General features: G+C 65.4%; 14 protein-coding genes and 1 pseudogene. 5 read left to right on the top strand and 10 right to left on the bottom strand.

Going from position 1 to position 17,942, the window contains the following annotated elements; genetic code table 11:
* A complete protein-coding gene (locus VGV07_RS02235) occupies positions 1-951 on the bottom strand; it encodes an ABC transporter permease (protein ID WP_326867057.1) in 951 nt (316 codons plus the stop codon).
* A 121-nt stretch (positions 952-1,072) separates the two neighbouring features.
* Positions 1,073-2,650: an ABC transporter substrate-binding protein gene (locus VGV07_RS02230; RefSeq protein ID WP_326867056.1), complete on the bottom strand. Its 1,578-nt coding sequence runs from the start codon at positions 2,648-2,650 to the stop codon at positions 1,073-1,075.
* A 237-nt stretch (positions 2,651-2,887) separates the two neighbouring features.
* On the opposite strand from VGV07_RS02230, the gene VGV07_RS02225 reads away from it, so the two are divergent.
* The 3 genes from VGV07_RS02225 to VGV07_RS02215 all read left to right on the top strand — a co-directional run bounded on the left by VGV07_RS02225 (position 2,888) and on the right by VGV07_RS02215 (position 7,059).
* On the top strand, positions 2,888-4,087 hold the full coding sequence (locus tag VGV07_RS02225; protein WP_326867055.1) for a mandelate racemase/muconate lactonizing enzyme family protein: 1,200 nt from the start codon (positions 2,888-2,890) through the stop codon (positions 4,085-4,087).
* Positions 4,088-4,364: 277 nt separating this feature from the next.
* A complete protein-coding gene (locus VGV07_RS02220) occupies positions 4,365-6,122 on the top strand; it encodes an IlvD/Edd family dehydratase (protein ID WP_326867054.1) in 1,758 nt (585 codons plus the stop codon).
* A gap of 67 nt (positions 6,123-6,189) precedes the next feature.
* Positions 6,190-7,059, top strand: coding sequence for an amidohydrolase family protein (locus VGV07_RS02215; RefSeq protein ID WP_326867053.1), 870 nt, complete (start codon positions 6,190-6,192; stop codon positions 7,057-7,059).
* Between the two features lie 56 nt (positions 7,060-7,115).
* Here VGV07_RS02215 and VGV07_RS02210 read toward each other — a convergent pair whose 3' ends face one another.
* Entirely contained in the window at positions 7,116-7,643 is a 528-nt protein-coding gene (locus tag VGV07_RS02210; protein WP_326867052.1) for a hypothetical protein, read from the bottom strand.
* 183 nt (positions 7,644-7,826) lie between these two features.
* Here VGV07_RS02210 and putA point away from each other — a divergent pair, with 183 nt between their 5' ends.
* Together putA and VGV07_RS02200 are read left to right on the top strand one after the other, a co-directional pair.
* Positions 7,827-11,378 carry a bifunctional proline dehydrogenase/L-glutamate gamma-semialdehyde dehydrogenase PutA gene (putA, locus tag VGV07_RS02205; RefSeq protein WP_326867051.1) on the top strand — a complete coding sequence of 1,184 codons (3,552 nt, stop codon included), beginning with the start codon at positions 7,827-7,829 and terminating at the stop codon, positions 11,376-11,378.
* Between the two features lie 8 nt (positions 11,379-11,386).
* Positions 11,387-11,653, top strand: coding sequence for a hypothetical protein (locus tag VGV07_RS02200; RefSeq protein ID WP_326867050.1), 267 nt, complete (start codon positions 11,387-11,389; stop codon positions 11,651-11,653).
* A gap of 162 nt (positions 11,654-11,815) precedes the next feature.
* On the opposite strand, the gene VGV07_RS02195 is transcribed toward VGV07_RS02200, so the two are convergent.
* The 7 genes and pseudogenes from VGV07_RS02195 to VGV07_RS02165 all read right to left on the bottom strand — a co-directional run.
* On the bottom strand, positions 11,816-12,889 hold the full coding sequence (locus VGV07_RS02195) for a sn-glycerol-3-phosphate ABC transporter ATP-binding protein UgpC (RefSeq protein ID WP_326867049.1): 1,074 nt from the start codon (positions 12,887-12,889) through the stop codon (positions 11,816-11,818).
* 156 nt (positions 12,890-13,045) lie between these two features.
* Positions 13,046-14,125, bottom strand: a complete 1,080-nt coding sequence (locus VGV07_RS02190) for a Gfo/Idh/MocA family oxidoreductase (RefSeq protein WP_326867048.1) — start codon at positions 14,123-14,125, stop codon at positions 13,046-13,048.
* Positions 14,122-15,141 carry a Gfo/Idh/MocA family oxidoreductase gene (locus tag VGV07_RS02185; protein WP_326867047.1) on the bottom strand — a complete coding sequence of 340 codons (1,020 nt, stop codon included), beginning with the start codon at positions 15,139-15,141 and terminating at the stop codon, positions 14,122-14,124. The genes VGV07_RS02190 and VGV07_RS02185 overlap by 4 nt, the downstream gene beginning before the upstream one ends.
* A 5-nt stretch (positions 15,142-15,146) precedes the next feature.
* A complete protein-coding gene (locus VGV07_RS02180) occupies positions 15,147-15,575 on the bottom strand; it encodes an endonuclease domain-containing protein (protein ID WP_326867046.1) in 429 nt (142 codons plus the stop codon).
* Positions 15,576-15,750: 175 nt separating this feature from the next.
* Positions 15,751-16,644, bottom strand: coding sequence for a carbohydrate ABC transporter permease (locus VGV07_RS02175; RefSeq protein ID WP_414649901.1), 894 nt, complete (start codon positions 16,642-16,644; stop codon positions 15,751-15,753).
* A gap of 90 nt (positions 16,645-16,734) precedes the next feature.
* Complete coding sequence (locus tag VGV07_RS02170; protein WP_326867045.1) at positions 16,735-17,682, bottom strand: sugar ABC transporter permease; 948 nt, start codon at positions 17,680-17,682, stop codon at positions 16,735-16,737.
* 4 nt (positions 17,683-17,686) lie between these two features.
* Positions 17,687-17,942, bottom strand: a pseudogene (locus VGV07_RS02165) (ABC transporter ATP-binding protein); the annotation flags it as partial.

Below are 17,942 nucleotides of genomic sequence, written 5' to 3'. Positions count from 1 at the left end.
TCAGCGCCCCCGGACCCGGATTCGGGGATCGAGGCTGGTGTAGAGCAGGTCGATCACGATGTTGAGCAGCAGCAGGGCGGTGGTGACGAACAGCAGGCCGCCCTGGATCATCGGATAGTCGCGATTGGAGATGGCGCTGCCGAGGAGCGAGCCGATCCCCGGAACGCCGAAGATGGTTTCGATGACGATCGAGCCCGAGAGCAGCACCGAGAGCACGAGGCCGATCATGGTGACGATCGGCATCATGACATTGGCGAGGGCGTGCCGGCCGACCACGATCCATTCCGGCAGTCCCTTGGCGCGGGCGGTGCGGATATAATCCTGGTTCAAGACTTCGAGCATGGTGGAGCGGGTGATGCGCGTCAGGAGCCCCGCCTGCATCAGGGCGAGCGCCACGGCGGGAAGGGTGGCCGAGCGCAGCCAGCCTACGGGATCGGTGGTGAACGGCACATAGCCGCCGGTGGGCAGCCAGCCGAGATGCACCGAGAACAGCACGATCATCACCAGCGCCAGCCAGAAATTGGGCAGTGATACGCCGAGCAGCGCGAAGAGGGTGGCTGCCTGGTCGATCCAGCGATTGTGGTTGAGCGCCGCCAGCATGCCGGTGCCGAGCCCGATCAGGATGGTGAGGACGAGCGAATAGATGGCGATGCCGATGGTGATGGGCGAGCGGGCGAGCAGCGCATCGACCACCGGAATGCCGAGGGTCAGCGAACGGCCGAGATCGCCCTGGAACAGGTGGATGTAGAAGGTGAGGATCTGGATATACAGCGGCTGGTCGAGGCCAAGATTCTGCCGGATCTGGGCGAGTTCCTCGGGGGTGGCGGATGGCCCGCCGATCACAACGGCCGCATCGCCGGGGATCAGGTAGATGATGCCGAAGGCGATCAGGCTGACGAGGATCAGGATCGGGATCGCCTGCAGCAGGCGGGAGATGATGTAGCCGAACATCTGGGGCAGGCCCTCGGATAAGAATAAGCCGCCGGCCTCTCCTGATCCTCCCCCGCCACGCGGGGGAGGATCACGGAGAGGCCGGTGGAGGGGGACGGGTGAACCACCCGCCCCCAACCGATCAGTTCTCGAGCCAGACGTTCGAGACCCGCGTGTTGTAGAACGGGGTGAAGCCCTTCACGTTCGAGCGGGTGCCCTGGACGTTCGACATCACGCCGAACGGGATGGCGAGTACGTGCTCGAACACCACCTTCTGTGCATCGGCGAAGCCGGCGGCCCGCTCCTCGATGGTGGCGCCACCCTGTACGCGCTGGAACGCGGCGTTGTAGTCGGGGTCACCCGCCGGGTCCTCTGGCTTGTAGATGTTGGCCGGCGCCGCGAGGTTGCGCAGCGTCGTCGCGCCACCCTGGGCGGCCGAGCCGGTCCAGTGGGTGAAAAAGAAGTTCCAGCCGGTGGTTTCCTTCTCGCTGGTGGCGAGTGCGGTCGGCCAGTCGAACACCTTCAGTTCGGCATTGAAGCCGGCAGCCTGCAACTGCGCCTGCATCACCAGCGCGGTGTTGTACATGGTGGTGATCTGCTGGGTGGTCAGCAAGACGACCGGCTCGTTGTTGTAGCCGGCCTCGGCCAGCAGCGCCTTGGCCTTTTCGATATTGGCCTGGTTGTAGAGCTCGCCGCCGGCTTCGGAGAAATAGGCGGTGCCGGGGAATTGCAGGCTCGGGTTGAGCTTGTAGACGCCGTCGGTCGACGCCTCCATGATCTCATCCATGTTGAGCGCCGCGAGCATCGCCTGCCGCACCTTGAGGTTGTCGGTGGGCGGCGCCGACCAGTTCGGGTAACCGATATTGAGCCCATAGGCCTCGAGCGTCAGCAGCTTGACCCCTTCGACCGCGGCGAGGCGATCCATCGAGATCGCCGGCACCGATTCGACGATGTGGACTTCGCCGGTTTCGAGCGCCGCCATGCGGGCGGCGGTTTCGGTGAGCATGCGGAAGGTGACGGTATCGACGCAGGCCTGCTTGTAGCCGGCAAAACCGCTGAGCCCGCTCAACGTCGTGCCCGGGGTGTAGTCGGCGTAGCGGTCGAGCCGGACATGGCTGTCGGGCACGAACTCGCCGAGCTTGAACGGGCCGGTGCCGATGACATCGATCTGCCCCGCCGCTTTGCCGGCTTCTTCCGCCGGCATGATGACGACGGGAGCAGTCGACGAGGAGAGGTTCTCGAGGAAGTTCGGCTGCGGCGCCTTGAGCGTGATGACGAAGGTCGCATCGTCGGGGGCCGACCAGCCGGCCACCGCTTCGAGGATCGAGCGGCTGACGCCGACCGTCTTGTAGCGATCGAACGAGGCGACGACATCGGCTGAGGTCATCGGCTTGCCGTTGTGGAACTTCACCCCCTGGCGCAGCTTGAAGGTGTAGTTCAGCCCGTCGGCGCTGGTCTCGATCGCATCCGCGAGATCGGGCACGGGCCGCATGTTCTCGTCGCGGATGATCAGCGCTTCGAAGATGTTCATGGCGATGTTGCGCGTCGCCGACGAGGTGGCCGTCTGCTGGTCGAGCGTGCCGGCCGCGGCTTCGAGCCCGACCACCAGGTCGCCGCCCTGCTGCGGGCAGCTGAACCGCTCCTCTGCCATCGCGCCGAAACTGGCGAAAAGGCCCAGCGTCAGTGCCGAGCTGAAGAGAAGATGCTTCCTGTTACCCATTATCAGTCCCTCCTGAAAATAGACGTGCGTCAACGCGAGGACCGGCCCCCTTCGCTGAAGGGGTGGAACGCGCATCGCCTCAACGACTTGCGTTTCCGATCCTGACCTGTATCGTGGTCGACATGTATCGTTAAAGGTATTCAGTCAGCTTCAGGCGGGATCGTCAAGAGGGTGTGGGAATTTTCGTCGGGAAGGGCCGGCTGACCGGCTTCTCGGCGCACCAGGGAGGGAACAGGAATGCGGATAACCGAGGTCGAGACGCTCTATACCGAGGAGTTCTCGAACGTCATCTGGGTGCGGGTGCATACTGATGCCGGCCTGGTCGGGCTGGGGGAGACGTTCTTCGGGCCGGGCTCGGTGACGGCGCATGTGCACGAGGTGCTGGCGCACAAGCTGCTCGGCCGCGACCCCCTCGCCATCGAGGCGATCAACCGCGAGATGGTCTATGCGGCGCTCGGGTTCTCGTCGTCGGGCGCCGAGATGCGCGCCGCGTCGGCGGCCGACATTGCGCTGTGGGACCTGTTCGGCAAGGCCTGCAACCAGCCGGTACACCAGATGCTGGGGGGCGTGAGCCACGAGCGGCTGCGCATCTACAATACCTGCGCCAACCCGCGTTATGCGCAGGCGCGCAACTTCCGGCCGGTGGACAACTGGGCCTCGGGGCAGGGCGATGCCCGCTATGCCGATCTCGACGGTTTCATGCAGCGGGCGGGCGAACTGGCCGAGGACCTCCTGGCGTCGGGGATCACGGCGATGAAGATCTGGCCGTTCGATCCGCCGGCGATGGAGAATGACGGCCGCTACATCACCACCGAGCAGTTGAAGCTGGCGCTCGAGCCGTTCGACAAGATCCGCAAGACCGTGGGCGATCGTATCGAGATCATGGTGGAGCTGCATAGCCTGTGGAACCTGCCGACCGCCAAGCAGATCGCGCGGGCGCTGGAGCCCTACCAGCCGACCTGGTTCGAGGATCCGATCCGCATGAATTCGCCGCAGGCGCTGGCCGAGTTCGCCCGCTCGACCCCGATTTCGGTGTGCGCCAGCGAAGTGCTGGCGACGCGCTTTCCCTACAAGGACCTGCTCGATCGCGACGCGACGCACGTGGTGATGGTCGATATCGGCTGGTGCGGCGGGCTCACCGAGGCACGGAAGATCGCCGCGCTGGCCGACACCTACCACCGCCCGTTCGCGGCGCATGACTGCGTCGGCCCTGTGGCGTTCGCCGCGGGCGTCCATGCCTCGTTCAGCCAGCCCAACACGCTGATCCAGGAGAGCGTCAGGGCCTATTACAATGGCTGGTACAAGGACCTGGTGACGGCGACGCCGCGCATCGAAGGGGGCTACGTCTATCCGATGGACGGACCGGGGTTGGGGACGGAGCTCAGGCCGGAGGTGTTCGAGCGGGAGGATCTGGTGCGGCGGGTTTCGCGGGTCTAGAGGCACCGGCGGTGCGGTAATCCTCCCCCGCGGGGCGGGGGAGGGGGACCAGCGAAGCTGCTGGAGGGGGAAGCAAGAGTCGACTGTGGGTTTTGCCGCCCCCTCCACCGCCTTCGGCGGTCCCCCTCCCCCGCCCCGCGGGGGAGGATTGCAGAGAGACCGGTGCGCCCGCCCTCTCCCCCAATCGTCGTACCCCACACAATGCCCCTTGACGTCGTTTGTCCATGTAACGTTACATTGCGCAACGGCAAAACAGCCGCACGGATACGTGTCGAAAATGAGCATTGAGACCACCCCAGCCAATGCCGCCAAGCCCGGCGAGCCACGCGCCTATCGCAGCGCCGAATGGTTTGCGCGGGCCGGCAAATATGGCTTCGTGCCGCGCAGCTGGATGAAGAGCCAGGGGTTCTCGCCCGAGTTGCTCGATGGCCGGCCGGTGATCGGCATCTGCAATACCTGGTCGGAACTGACCAACTGCAACCGGCACCTGCGCGAACTCGCCGAACACGTGAAGCGCGGCGTGCTGATGGCGGGCGGTTTTCCGCTGGAGTTCCCGGTGACCAGCCTCGGCGAGCCGCTGATGCGGCCGACCACCATGATGTTCCGCAACCTCGTGGCCATGGATGTCGAGGAAACCATCCGCGCCAACCCGATCGACGGGGTGGTGCTGCTGGCCGGCTGCGACAAGACCACGCCGGCGGTGCTGATGGGGGCGGCGAGCTGTGATGTGCCCGCCGTGCTGGTGTCGGGCGGGCCGATGCTCAACGCCCGCTTCCGCGGCCGGGTGCTCGGTTCGGGCACCGACATCTTCAAGCTCGACGAGGAGTACCGGACCGGCAAGATCTCGAAGGCCGACCTCGATGCGGCCGAGGCGGCGATGAGCCGTTCGGCCGGCTCGTGCATGACCATGGGCACGGCCTCGACCATGGCGTCGCTGGGCGAGGCCATGGGGATCGGCTTTGCCATGAACGGCTCGATCCCGGCGCCGGACAGCCGGCGCGCCGTGCTAGCCGAGCAATCGGGCAAGCGCGCCGTCGAACTGGTACGGCAGAGCATTACCATCTCGAAAATCCTGACCCGGGCAGCGTTCGAGAACGCGGTGAAGGTCAATGGCGCAATCGGCGGTTCGACCAATGCGGTGGTGCACCTGCTCGCGCTCGCCGGGCGGCTGGGCGTCGATTTCAAGCTCGAGGATTGGGATGCGCTCGGCCGCGACGTGCCGACCATCGTCGATTTGAAGCCCTCGGGGCGCTTCCTGATGGAAGAGTTCTTCGATGCCGGCGGGCTGCCGGTGGTGATGCAGCGGATTTCGCACCTCATCAACCTCGATGCCGTCGCGGTGGAAGGCGGCACCATCGGCGAGCGCATCGCGGATGCCCAATGCTGGAACGACGAGGTGATCCGCCCGCTCGACAAGCCGCTGACGCCTCAGGGCGGCATGATGGTGCTGAAGGGCAACCTTGCCCCCAATGGCGCCATCATCAAGCCGTCGGCCGCCTCGCCGCGGCTGATGCAGCATCGCGGCCGGGCCATGGTGTTCGAGAACGCCGAGGATCTGCGCGCCCGCATCGACGATCCAGATCTCGATGTCGATGCTGACAGCATCCTGGTGCTGAAGAATGTCGGCCCGCGCGGCTACCCCGGCATGCCCGAAGCCGGCACCATGGCGCTGCCCAAGAAGCTGCTGGAGCAGGGCGTCACCGACATGGTGCGGGTTTCGGATGCGCGGATGAGCGGCACGGCGTTCGGCACCGTGGTGCTGCATGTAGCGCCGGAATCGGCGCTGGGTGGACCGCTGGCGCTGGTGAAGACCGGCGATTTCATCGTGCTCGATTGTGCGCAGCGGAAGCTGGAGCTCGAAATCTCTGCCGAGGAGTTTGCCCGGCGCCAGGCAGCGTTCGTGCCGCCGGAACCGGCCTATGAGCGCGGCTATGGCCGGCTCTTCATCGATCACGTGCAGCAGGCCGACAAGGGCGTCGATTTCGACTTTCTCGTCGGCGGCAGCGGCACGCCGCCGTCCAAGGTCTCGTTCTGACGGCACGCCCATTGCACTGCCGACGCCGCGGGATCAGCGGCGCATACATTGTCTGGAGGATATTTGAATGACTGCTCGTGCCTATTGCGACTGCCACGTCAACATCTACAACGAAGAGCACATCCTGCCGCTCTACTGGACGCTGCATGGCCGGGTGCGGAAGGGCGAGCTCAGCCACCAGTCCGATGCGGATTCGCTCTACAAGGCGATGGCGGACGTCGAGAAGGCGATCATCTTCACGCTGCGCTATGCCGACGCCATCGGCGTCGAGGGCAATGACGAGCTGACCGCCGCGGCAGTGAAGAAATACCCCGACAAGTTCGTCGGCTTCGCTTATTGCGACCCACGCCGCCCCGACTATATGGACATGCTGCACCACGCCATCGAGGATCTGGGCCTCAAGGGCGTGAAGTTCGGCCCGATCTATAACGGCGTGCACCTTTCCGACCCGCGGCTCGAGCCGGTCTACGAATACCTGCAGAAGCACAACATTCCGCTGACCATGCACATGGGCACCACCTATGCCCGCAATGCGCCGGTGGAACTGGGTCGCGCCATCCATGTCGAGCCGGTGGCGCTCAAATACCCCGACCTCACCATGATCCTCGCCCATATGGGGCACCCCTGGTACGACGAGGCGATCGTCGTGGCGCGCAAGCAACCCAATGTGTGGCTGGAACAGTCGGCGCTCTTCTACCGGCCCTGGCAGTATTACAACATGCTGGTGCTGGCCGAAGAGTACCGCACCGCCGACAAGATCTTCTTCGGCACCGATTTCCCGTTCGCGGGCGTGGCGGAATCGGCGGACGGGCTGATCAACATCAATAAGCAGGTCGAAGGCACCAGCCTGCCGCGGGTGAGCGAAGAAACCATCCAGTCGATCCTCTGGTCCAACCCGTTCAAGACCTGGTGGAAGGGCGACAACCCGCTGGAGTGAGGGCGTTGGTCCATCGTGCCCTCCAGCTTGGGAAGCTACCCGGCCGGTCGGGACGTTTAGGCGACGCTTGCCTCGGCGTCTGCGATGACCTGGCGGATTGCCACGCCCAACGCGGCGGGGTCGAGCGGTGCGGTTGTCGTTGCCCACGGCTCGCCCTCGACGATGTGGGCCCCGCGGGCCGAGAGGGCGATGCCTGTGGGAGTGGTTTCGAGCATCACTGAAATGGACGCGCTGGTGAAGGCGCGCACCGATTTGGCGCCGCTCAACTGGTAGACGGTCCAGTCGGTGAGCTTGCGCTCGCGCTGTGTGGATGGCCGGCGCTTCACCATCTGCGCCAAGTGCCACAGCGCGGCCTCGCCGATTGCGGCGTCGATCGTCGCAACCGGCAGCACCGAGGGGTTGCCGGTCTCGACCATCAGTTCACCCGGCGCCGTCATCACCGAGGTGACGATGTAGGTGCGGCCGGCATAACAGTAGAGCGTGGCCGATAGTTCCATGCCGAAGCGCTGCCGTTTCGCTATCACCGCCTCGAAGACCGAGCCATGCTGCTCGCCTCGCAGCGCTGCCAGCAACCTGCCGAACATCTGCTTCCCCCGTTTACGCGAGGCATATTAGACGCGGACAAGGTCGAGCCAATTGCGGCCTCGCTCCATCGTTTAGCGTCCCTTAAGCGCGACTTTTAGTCCTCCTAAAATTCCTGTTGCCGCCATCACATTTTCCCCACACAAATCAGCGACGCGTGCCACAGTTCAGGCACGGGGGCATAAATGGGCGATCTCAACGAACTCCGCGGCCGCATTCGGGCCGCCATCCTTGCCGACGAGGCTCAGACGATTGCGCGGCTCACTGCCGATGCGGCGCTGAGCGATGCCGACCGCGCTGCCATCGGGCAGCGGGCGCTGACGCTGGTGGAAAAGGTGCGTGCCGCACAGTCGAGCGGCATGCTCGAATCCTTCCTCGCCGAATATTCGCTGTCGACCGACGAGGGCATCGCGCTGATGTGCCTTGCCGAGGCGCTGCTGCGGGTGCCCGACAACCACACCATCGACGAACTGATCGAAGACAAGATCGCGCCGTCGCGCTGGGCCGAGCATCTCGACCGCGCCAACTCGGCGCTGGTCAACGTCTCCACCCTGGCGTTGACGCTCACCGGCTCGGTGCTGCGCGAGGGCGGGGCGGGGATTGCCGGCACCATCAAGACTTTCGTGCAGCGCATCGGCGAGCCGGTGATCCGCTCGGCCGTGATGCAGGCGATGAAGATCCTGGGGTCGCAGTTCGTGCTGGGGCGCGACATCGAGGAAGCGACCCGCATTGCGCGCAAGGCCGAACGCGACGGTTTCACCTATTCCTATGACATGCTGGGCGAAGCGGCCCGCACCGAGGTCGATGCCAAGCGTTATCGCGCCGCCTATGCCGAAGCGATTGCGGTGCTCGCCACGCGCTCCACTGCCGGCAGCGTACGCGACAACCCTGGCGTGTCGGTGAAACTTTCGGCGCTGCATCCGCGCTACGAATTCATGAAGCGCGAGCGGGTGATGGAAGAGCTGGTGGAGCGGACGCTCGCCCTCGCCATGATGGCGCGCGGCGCCAATATGGGCTTCAACATCGACGCCGAAGAGGCCGACCGGCTCGATCTCAGCCTTGATGTGATCGCCGCGGTGCTGGCCGACGAACGACTTGCCGGCTGGGACGGGTTCGGCGTCGTGGTGCAGGCCTATGGGCAGCGCGCCAGCCACGTCATCGACTGGCTCGAGGCCCTCGCCGAGCAGTTGGACCGTCGCATCATGGTGCGGCTGGTGAAGGGCGCTTATTGGGACAGCGAGATCAAGCGCGCCCAGGTCCTGGGCCTCTCGGGCTTTCCGGTGTTCACCAGGAAGCCCGCCACCGATGTCAGCTACATCGCCAACGCCAGGCGGCTGTTGTCGAAGACCGAGCGGATCTACCCGCAATTTGCCACACACAACGCCCACACCGTCGCTGCGGTGCTGGAGCTGGCCGAGCGCCAGGGCGTTTCCAATGACGCGTTCGAGTTCCAGCGCCTGCATGGCATGGGCGAGCGGCTGCACGATATCCTGCACGACGAACAGCACACCCGCACCCGCATCTATGCGCCGGTCGGGCGGCATGCGGACCTGCTCGCGTACCTGGTCCGCCGCCTGCTGGAGAACGGCGCCAATGGCTCGTTCGTCAACATGATCGCCGATCGCGACGTGCCGGCCGCCGCCGTGGTGCAGGATCCGTTCGAGGCGGTGGCGAGCGCCGTGGCCAAGGTGCGCGCGCCGGCCGAGCTGTTTGCGCCGCGCCGCCGCAACTCGAGGGGGCACGACCTCACCGATCCGTTGGCCGTACAGTACCTCCTCACCGATCGCGAACGCTTCCGGGCGAGCGAGAAGCGTTGGCATGCCGTGCCGGCCTCGCTGGTCGCGGGCAGCCAGGGCGAGCAGTTTTCGCTTCTCAGCCCCGCCACCGGCGAGCCGGTTGGCGACGCCATCGGGGCAGGGCCGGAGACGCTGGAACTGGCGATTGCCACAGCGCGCGACGCAGCGCCCGGCTGGGCGGCGCGCCCGGTGGCCGAACGCGCCCTGCTGCTGAGGCAGGTGGCCGATCTCTACGAGGACAATGCCGCCGAGTTCTTTGCGCTTTGCGCCCGCGAGGCGGGAAAAACCCTCACCGATGCGGTGAGCGAAGTGCGCGAAGCAGTGGACTTCCTGCGCTATTACGCCGCCGAGGCGGAGGCGAGCGAACCGCGCCAGCCGCTCGGGGTGTTCACCTGCATCTCGCCGTGGAATTTCCCGCTCGCCATCTTCACCGGCCAGATCGCCGCGGCCCTGGTTGCCGGCAACACGGTGCTGGCCAAGCCCGCCGAGACCACGCCGCTGATCGCGGCGCTCGCCGTGCGGCTGATGGTGCAGGCCGGCATTCCCGAGGACGTGGTGCAACTGGTGCCGGGTTCGGGCGCGGTGGTCGGCACGGCGCTCACCTCCGACCCGCGTATCGATGGGGTCTGCTTCACCGGTTCGCTGGCGACCGCCAAGGCGATCGACGTGAAGATGGCCGATAACCTCGCGGCGGGCGCGGCGCTCATCGCCGAGACCGGCGGGCTCAACGCCATGATCGTCGATTCCACCGCCTTGCCGGAACAGGCAGTGCGCGACATCCTCGCCTCGGCCTTCCAGTCGGCCGGGCAGCGCTGCTCGGCGCTCCGCATCCTCTATGTGCAGGAAGATGCGGCCGAGCGAACGCTCGAAATGCTCTATGGCGCGATGGACGAGCTGAAGCTCGGCGACCCCTGGGATCTGGCGACCGATATCGGCCCGGTGATCGATCACAAGGCCAAGGCGAAGATGGACGCCTATATCGCCGAGTTCGCCGCCCGCGGCGCGGTGCTGCACCAGCTGAGCGCACCGGAGCAGGGGACGTTCGTCGCCCCGACGGTGCTGAAAGTCTCGGGCATTGCCGAGATGAAGGAAGAAATCTTCGGCCCCGTCCTGCATGTCGCGACCTTCAGGGCCGAAGAGCTCGACGCGGTGGTCGCCGCGATCAACGCCTCGGGCTTCGGGCTGACTTTCGGGCTCCATACCCGCATCGACGGGCGGGTGGAGGAGCTCTCCGACCGGGTGCGGGCCGGCAATATCTATGTCAACCGCAACCAGATCGGCGCGGTGGTCGGCTCACAGCCCTTCGGCGGCGAGGGGCTTTCGGGCACCGGCCCGAAGGCCGGCGGGCCGAACTACCTGAAGCGCTTCTGGCGCCCGGCCGAAGCGTTCGAACCCTCCACCGGGGTCAACCCGCTTTCCGGTCTTTCCATCGGCTTTGCCATCGCGGCGGTCGACCAGGTGAAGATCGGCATCGAGCGGGTAGGGATCGAGCCGGCGCAGGAGCTGCTGCCCGGCCCGACCGGCGAATCCAACACGCTCTTTACCTGGCCGCGCGGCGTGGTGCTCTGCCTCGGGCCCGATACGCAGAGCGCATTGCAGCAGGCAACGCTCGCCCTCGAGCAGGGCAACGGCGTGCTGGTCGTCGCCCCTGGGGCCACCAAGATCGCCGAAGCACTGGGCGCCAATGGCGAGCCGATCGGCGGGCTGGACAAGAAGCTGAGCCCCGCCGCGATCGAAGCCGGGCTCAACGTCGACGCCATCATGCATTTCGGCACCGATGCGGATCTCAGGCCATGGCGCCAGGCGCTATCGCGCCGCGAGGGGATGATCATCCCGCTGGTCACCCGGCCGTCGGATGCCGAGCGGCTGATCACCGAACGGCACGTATGCATCGATACGACGGCGAGCGGGGGGAACGCGGAGTTGCTGGCGGGGCAGTAGGACTGAGGATGCCTGAGACCATCTTGATCAGGTTTACCGCGAGCCCTGGTGAGGAAGCCGAGTCGATGGCTCATCGACTTCGCAACTTTGGCGAGGATGTCTTTCGCCGGCTGCGCGACAACGAGTGGGGTGAGATCGACCTTGATGAGGTCGATCTCGCTACGTCGGAGCTCCTAATCACCGGGATCAAGCAGGCAAACCGGCGGCGCCTGGCGCGTTGGCTGGAAGAGGAGGCTGCTCGTCAGCACCTCATCGTCAGCATCGAAGAGCGTTGAAGCAGGGAGCATCCACAGGCAGACGACCCCCTCCCGGCCTCCCCCATAAAGGGGGAGATGAAAAGTCGGGGCTCTGTCTGCGATCGTGCCAGTTGAACCAGCGGGGCACCTCCCCCTTCATGGGGGAGGATGGGAGGGGGCCGTCTTTCTAAGTCAGCCACCCTAAATCGCCCGCCCATCCCGCGCGAACACGTGGTAGCGCGCCGGATCGACATAGGCCGTGAGCATCGAGCCCAGTTCCACCTGCCGTTGCCCGTCCACTGCGATGGTCATCGGCTGGCCATCGGCGGTGGTTGCGTACACCATGGTCTGGCCGCCCAGTTGCTCGACCAGGTCGACCTTCACATTGGCCAGTTGCACACCCGAGCCTTCGGTGATGCCGATATGCTCGGGGCGAACGCCGAAGGTCACCGCGTCGCCGGCGCCGACCTGGCGATCGACCACGATCTCGCTGCCGCCGGCGCGGAGCTTGGCCCCGGCGCCATCGGCGCTTTCCACCTTGGCCTCGAGGAAGTTCATCTTGGGTGAGCCGATGAAACCAGCCACGAAGCGGTTGCGCGGGTGATTGTAGAGTTCGAGCGGCGCACCGACCTGCTCGATGATGCCGGCCTGCAGCACGACGATCTTGTCGGCCATGGTCATCGCCTCGACCTGGTCGTGGGTCACATAGATCATGGTGTTGCCGAGGTCGTTGTGGAGCTTGGCGATCTCCACCCGCATCTGCACGCGCAGCTCCGCATCGAGGTTACTCAGCGGCTCGTCGAACAGGAAAATCCGCGGCTCGCGCACGATCGCCCGGCCGATGGCGACGCGCTGGCGCTGGCCGCCCGAGAGTTGTTTCGGCTTGCGTTTGAGCAGCGGCTCGATGCGGAGGATTTCCGCCGCCTTCTGCACCCGCTGCTGGATTTCCGGCTTCGGCACCCGCGCCGTCTCCAGCCCGAAGGCGAGGTTCTGGTAGACCGACATGTGCGGGTAGAGCGCGTAGCTCTGGAACACCATGGCGATGCCGCGCCTGGCCGCCGGCACCTCGTTCATCCGTTCGCCGTCGATCAACAGGCTGCCGCCCGAGATCGGCTCCAGCCCGGCGATCATTCGCAGCAGCGTGGATTTTCCGCAGCCGGAGGGGCCGACGAACACAGTGAATTCGCCCGGCTCGATGGTGAGGTCGATCCCGTGGATCACCTCCACATCGCCATAGCGCTTCTCGACCTGCTGCAGCACAACGCTGGTGGACATCTCAGATACTCCCTATGGGCCGATGCGAGCTGACCCCCACCCCTGTCCCGCAGGTGGGAGGGGAACCAAAACACCTACGCCAGTGTGAGCGTCTCCCTCCCGCTTGCGGGGAGGGGACAGGGGTGGTGGGGCACAGCCACCGGGTCGAGCGTGTGGTCATCTAAACCCCTCCGGCAGCCAACTGCGGTATTTCGGATGGCCCGCGGTCACCGGGAACTGCACTTCCTCGTGCGTTTCGGACGAGTGGTAGAATGCCGTGACGATCTCGAGCGCCCGGCGCGAGTCCCTTGAGGTCACCGGCATCGGCCCCAGCCCTTCGAGCGCATCCCAGAAGCGGCGCATCTGGGTCTGGAACCGCGACGGCACATCCTGCCAGTCGGCGAGCAGGGCGTCGATCCTGGCCTTGGTCTCGTCGTTGCGCGGCAGGATTTTCCAGGGGAGCTTGCCGGGGTTGTAGGCCTCGTGGTCGCTCTCGAAGGTGACGTGCTCGAAGGCCAGCCGGATCCGGCTGATCTCGTCGGCCGAGCCGAGCGTCGCGGTGAAGCTCGCGAGTGCCCCCGATTCCATCTCCAGCGACGCCGAAATGCAGTCTTCCACCTCGATCGCATTGACCCGCGTCGCCACCCGACCGAACAGGCTTTTCGGCTCGCCCATCAGGTAGGTGAAGATGTCATGCGGGTGGATGGCGTGGGTCATCAGCACGCCGCCGAGCTCGGTTTTCCATTTGCCGCGCCAGGGCACGGTGTAATAGTCCGGTCCGCGCCGCCACAGCGTCTCGACGGTGCCGACATAGGGCTTGCCGGCAATGCCCGCCTCGATGATGCGTTTCACCTGCTCGATGCCGTTGCCGTAGCGATACTGGAACACCGGCATCAGCTTGCCGCGGCTCACCTTTTCCAGCTCGATGATCTCGTCGACCTCGGCGAGCGAGCCGACCAGCGGCTTTTCGCAGATCACGTGCTTGCCCGCCTTCAGCGCTGCCGTGACCATCGGGTAGTGCACCATCGGCGGAGTGCAGACATCGATGATGTCGAGATCGTCCATTGCCAGGAGGTCGTCGAACTTCTCGACCCGCCGCTCGACGCCGAACTGGTCAGCGAGGCCATTGCGCCGCGCTGGGTCGAGATCGCAGATGGCGATGACCTTGAAGCGATCCTTGTTGGTCTCGTAGCCTTCGACGATGTGGCTCTTGCCGATGCCGCCGCCGACCACGGCGACCGTGTAAACCCTGCTCATTGCTGCCAAACCGTCCCGATCTCAGCCATTTTCTGCGCCGTCAGCGCCAGTTCCATCGCCTTGAAGGCGCGCACCTGCGGCATCGCCGTCTCGGTGCGGTTCAACACGTCCGCGATCAGCTGCCGGCCATAGGGCAGGTCCTGGCCGGAGCAGTCGATGTGCTGGGTGCCGTTCCTGTCGACGAGGAACAGGTGATCGGTCCCCGGCCGCCCGGCGATATCGATGTATTTGCGGCACTCGATATAGCCCTCGGTGCCGAGGATGGTAAGCCGTCCGTCGCCCCAGGTCGGCAGCCCTGCCGGCGTGAACCAATCCACCCGCACATAGCCGGTGGTGGCAGGCGTCCTCAGGTGCATGTCGCCGACATCCTGCAGCCCAGGCTTGCCCGGGTTGCCGCGGTTGTTCACCGATGCCGACACCACTTCGGCATTGGTGTCGGTGCCGGAAAAGAACAGGAACTGCTCGCACTGGTGGCTGCCGATATCGCAGAGAATGCCGCCATAGCGCTTGCGGTCGAAGAACCAGTCCGGTCGCTGGTTGTTGCGAATGGCGTGCGGCCCGAGCCCGACGGTGTTGATCACCTGGCCGATGGCGCCGGCCTGGACCAGCTCGCCCGCCTTCACCGTCGAGCGGGTCTCGAAATGCTCGGAATAGCAGACCGAATAGATCCGCCCGGTCTCGGCCTGGACGCGCTTGATTTCGGCCAGTTGCTCGAGGCTGGTCATCCCCGGCTTGTCACTCATCACATCCTTGCCGTGCTGCATCGCCGCAATGGAGATGGCGGCGCGCTCGGAGAGAATGGCGGCGGTCAGCACCAATGCGATGGATGGGTCTTCGAGGATGGCGCGCTGGTCGGCAACGCGTCTGGCCTGCGGGAACTTCTCGCTGAACTGCGCCGCGAGATCATCCTCGGGCGAATGGAAAGCCACAAGCTCCGCCCCCTCGCGCAGCAGGCAGTTCACCTGGCCGTAGATATGGGAATGGTTGAGGCCGATGGCGGCGAATTTGATGGGCATGGTCACTACTGCTGAGGTTGAGCTGATTGCGGCGGAGCCGCATCTTCACCTCCCCCTGCATGGGGGAGGCCGGGAGGGGGCCGTCTCGGGCTGCGGGTGGGTGTCTTTCCGGCAAGCGCGGAGCTCACGACGGTGAACACGCCATCTTCGTTCTGCAGCACATCGTCATTGGTGAAGCGCAGGACGGCATAACCCTCGTAGCGCAGGAACTCATCGCGCAAGGCGTCGGCTTGCTGGGTGTGGCCGTGCGTCTCGCCGTCGACCTCGATTACCAAGCGCGCCGCGTGGCAGGCAAAGTCGACGTAGTAGGGCCCGATCTGCTCTTGTCGACGGAAGTGATGTCCCGCCGCGCGAAACGGGTGCAGCAGCCGCCACATACGGCGCTCGGGCCCGGTAGAATTCGCGCGTAACTCCTTCTCGCGGTGGGTGCTCATGGGGTGAAGGAACCGCGGCAGACGGCCCCCTCCCGGCCTCCCCCATAAAGGGGGAGGTGAAGAGTCGAGGTTGTGGCTCGATCGTGCCAATAGCACCGGTGGGGCACCTCCCCCTTTATGGGGGAGGATGGGAGGGGGCCGTCTCTCTCAGTCAGCGCCACCGAAGCGAACCCCCTCACCGTTTCATCCCCGTCGTCGCGATCCCTTCGATCAGCAGGCGCTGGAAGAACAGGAAGAACAGGAAGATCGGCACGAGGCTGAGCACGCTCATGGCGAACAGGCCGCCGAAGTCGCTTTCGCCGGTCGAGTCGGTGAAGGTCCTGAGCCCCAGCATGACGGTGTATTGCTTCATCTCGTTGAGGTAGATCAGCGGGGCGAAGAAATCGTCCCAGGTCCAGATGAAGGTGAAGATGGCGGCGGTCGCCAGCACCGGGGTGGAGAGCGGCAGCATCACCTTCCAGTAGATGCGCCAGGCCGAGCAGCCGTCCATCATGGCGGCTTCATCGAGCTCGCGGGGGATGCCGCGGAAGAACTGCACCATCAGGAAGACGAAGAAGGCATCGACGGCGAGGAACTTGGGCGCCACCAGCGGCAGGATGGTGTTGACCCAGCCCAGTTCGCGGAACAGCACATATTGCGGGATCAGCGTCACCTGGCCGGGCAGCATCAGCGTCATCAACATCATGGCGAACCAGAAGTTGCGCCCCTTGAAGCGCAGCCGGGCGAAGGCGAAGGCCGCCATCGAGCAGGCGATCAGGTTGCCCACCACGCAGGTGATCGAGATCACCAGCGAGTTCCAGAAGAAGGTGCCGAAGCTGATGCGCAGGCCGTTCCAACCGCGGAAATAGCTGTCGAGGCTCCACTCGCTGGGGATCAGCGTGCCCGAAAAGATCTCGTTCTCCGGCCGGAAGCTCGCCGAGAGCATCCACAGCAGCGGATAAAGCATCAGGATCGAGGCGCCGATCAGCGCCACATGGGCGACGACGCTGAGGATGCGTTTGCGCAGCAACCTGGCCGGCGAGGCTTCGGTGACAACGGTCAGGCGCGGGGCGGGGGCGGTGACGGTCATCGGACGGCTCCCAGGGTCGGACGGCTCAGACCTGCTTCCCTCCCCTCTGAGGGGAGGGGAGCACTTCTGCCAGCGAAGCTCGCGGGTGCCTCAATCATCATAGTGCACCCAGTATTTGCTGGTGAGGAACGAGAAGGCGGTGAAGCCGGCGACCAGCAGCAGCAGGAACCAGGCCAGCGCCGAGGCGTAGCCCATGCGGAAGAAGCCGAACGCTTCCTGGTAGAGGTAGAGCGTGTAGAACAGCGTCGAGTTGATCGGGTTGCCGGTGCCGGCCGAAATGATGAAGGCCGGGGTGAAGCTCTTGAACGCTTCGATGGTCTGGATAATGGCGTTGAAGAACACCACCGGGGTGAGCAGCGGCAGGGTGATCTTCCAGAACTGCCGCCAGCGGCTGGCGCCATCGAGGCTGGCGGCCTCGTACATGTCCTGCGGAATCTGCCTCAGACCGGCGAGGAAGATGATCATCGGCGAGCCGAACTGCCAGATCGACAACACGATCAGCGTCCACAGCGAATAGCGCGGGTTGGAAATCCAGCTCGGCCCCTGGATGCCGAACACCGAGAGGAAATCGTTGACCAGCCCGTCGCCGGCAAACAGCTGGCGCCAGAGAATGGCGATCGCCACCGAGGCGCCGAGCAGGCTCGGCAGGTAGAACAGGGCGCGATAGAGCGGCAGGCCGCGCATGCCGCGGTTGAGCAGCAGCGCCACGCCGAGCGCGAAGGCGAGCTTCAGCGGCACCGAGAAGAGGACGAAGGTCAGCGTCACCTGCATCGAGGCGATGAATTTCGGATCCGCCGTGAACATGCGGATGTAGTTGGCCGCACCTACCCATTCGGGCGGCGTCAACAGGTCGAAATCGGTGAAGCTCAGGTAGAACGAGGTGATGATCGGCCCGATGGTCAGGCCGAGAAAGCCGATCAGCCAGGGGATCAGGAAGAGGTAGCCGGGGGCGTGGTTCTGCCACACCCTCGACCACCACGATTGGTACACCGCGCCCCCAGCATGGGGGACTCCGGCCTCCACGGCGGGCGCGGTCATGACGTCAGGCCGCGCGGTTCAGGATGTCGGTCGCGCCCTTGACGAGCTCGGGACCGGCCTGTTCCGGGGACTTGGCGCCAAAGCCCACTTCCTGCCCGAGCGTGCGGAACAGCGAAGCATCGATCTCGCCGGCGGCGGCCGGCGGGGACGGGGGCAGGGCGCCAAGCAGCGGGCCGAGATTGGCGACGAAGTTGAGCGCCACCTGGCTCTGCTCGTCGAGGGTCGGGGCGAGCGCGTCGCGTACGGCCTTCGAGCAGGGG

This window comes from Devosia sp., assembly GCF_035944845.1.
Lineage (GTDB): Bacteria > Pseudomonadota > Alphaproteobacteria > Rhizobiales > Devosiaceae > Devosia_A.
Note: the sequence above shows the minus strand (reverse complement) of the source record. Positions and strands in the feature narration are given on the sequence as shown.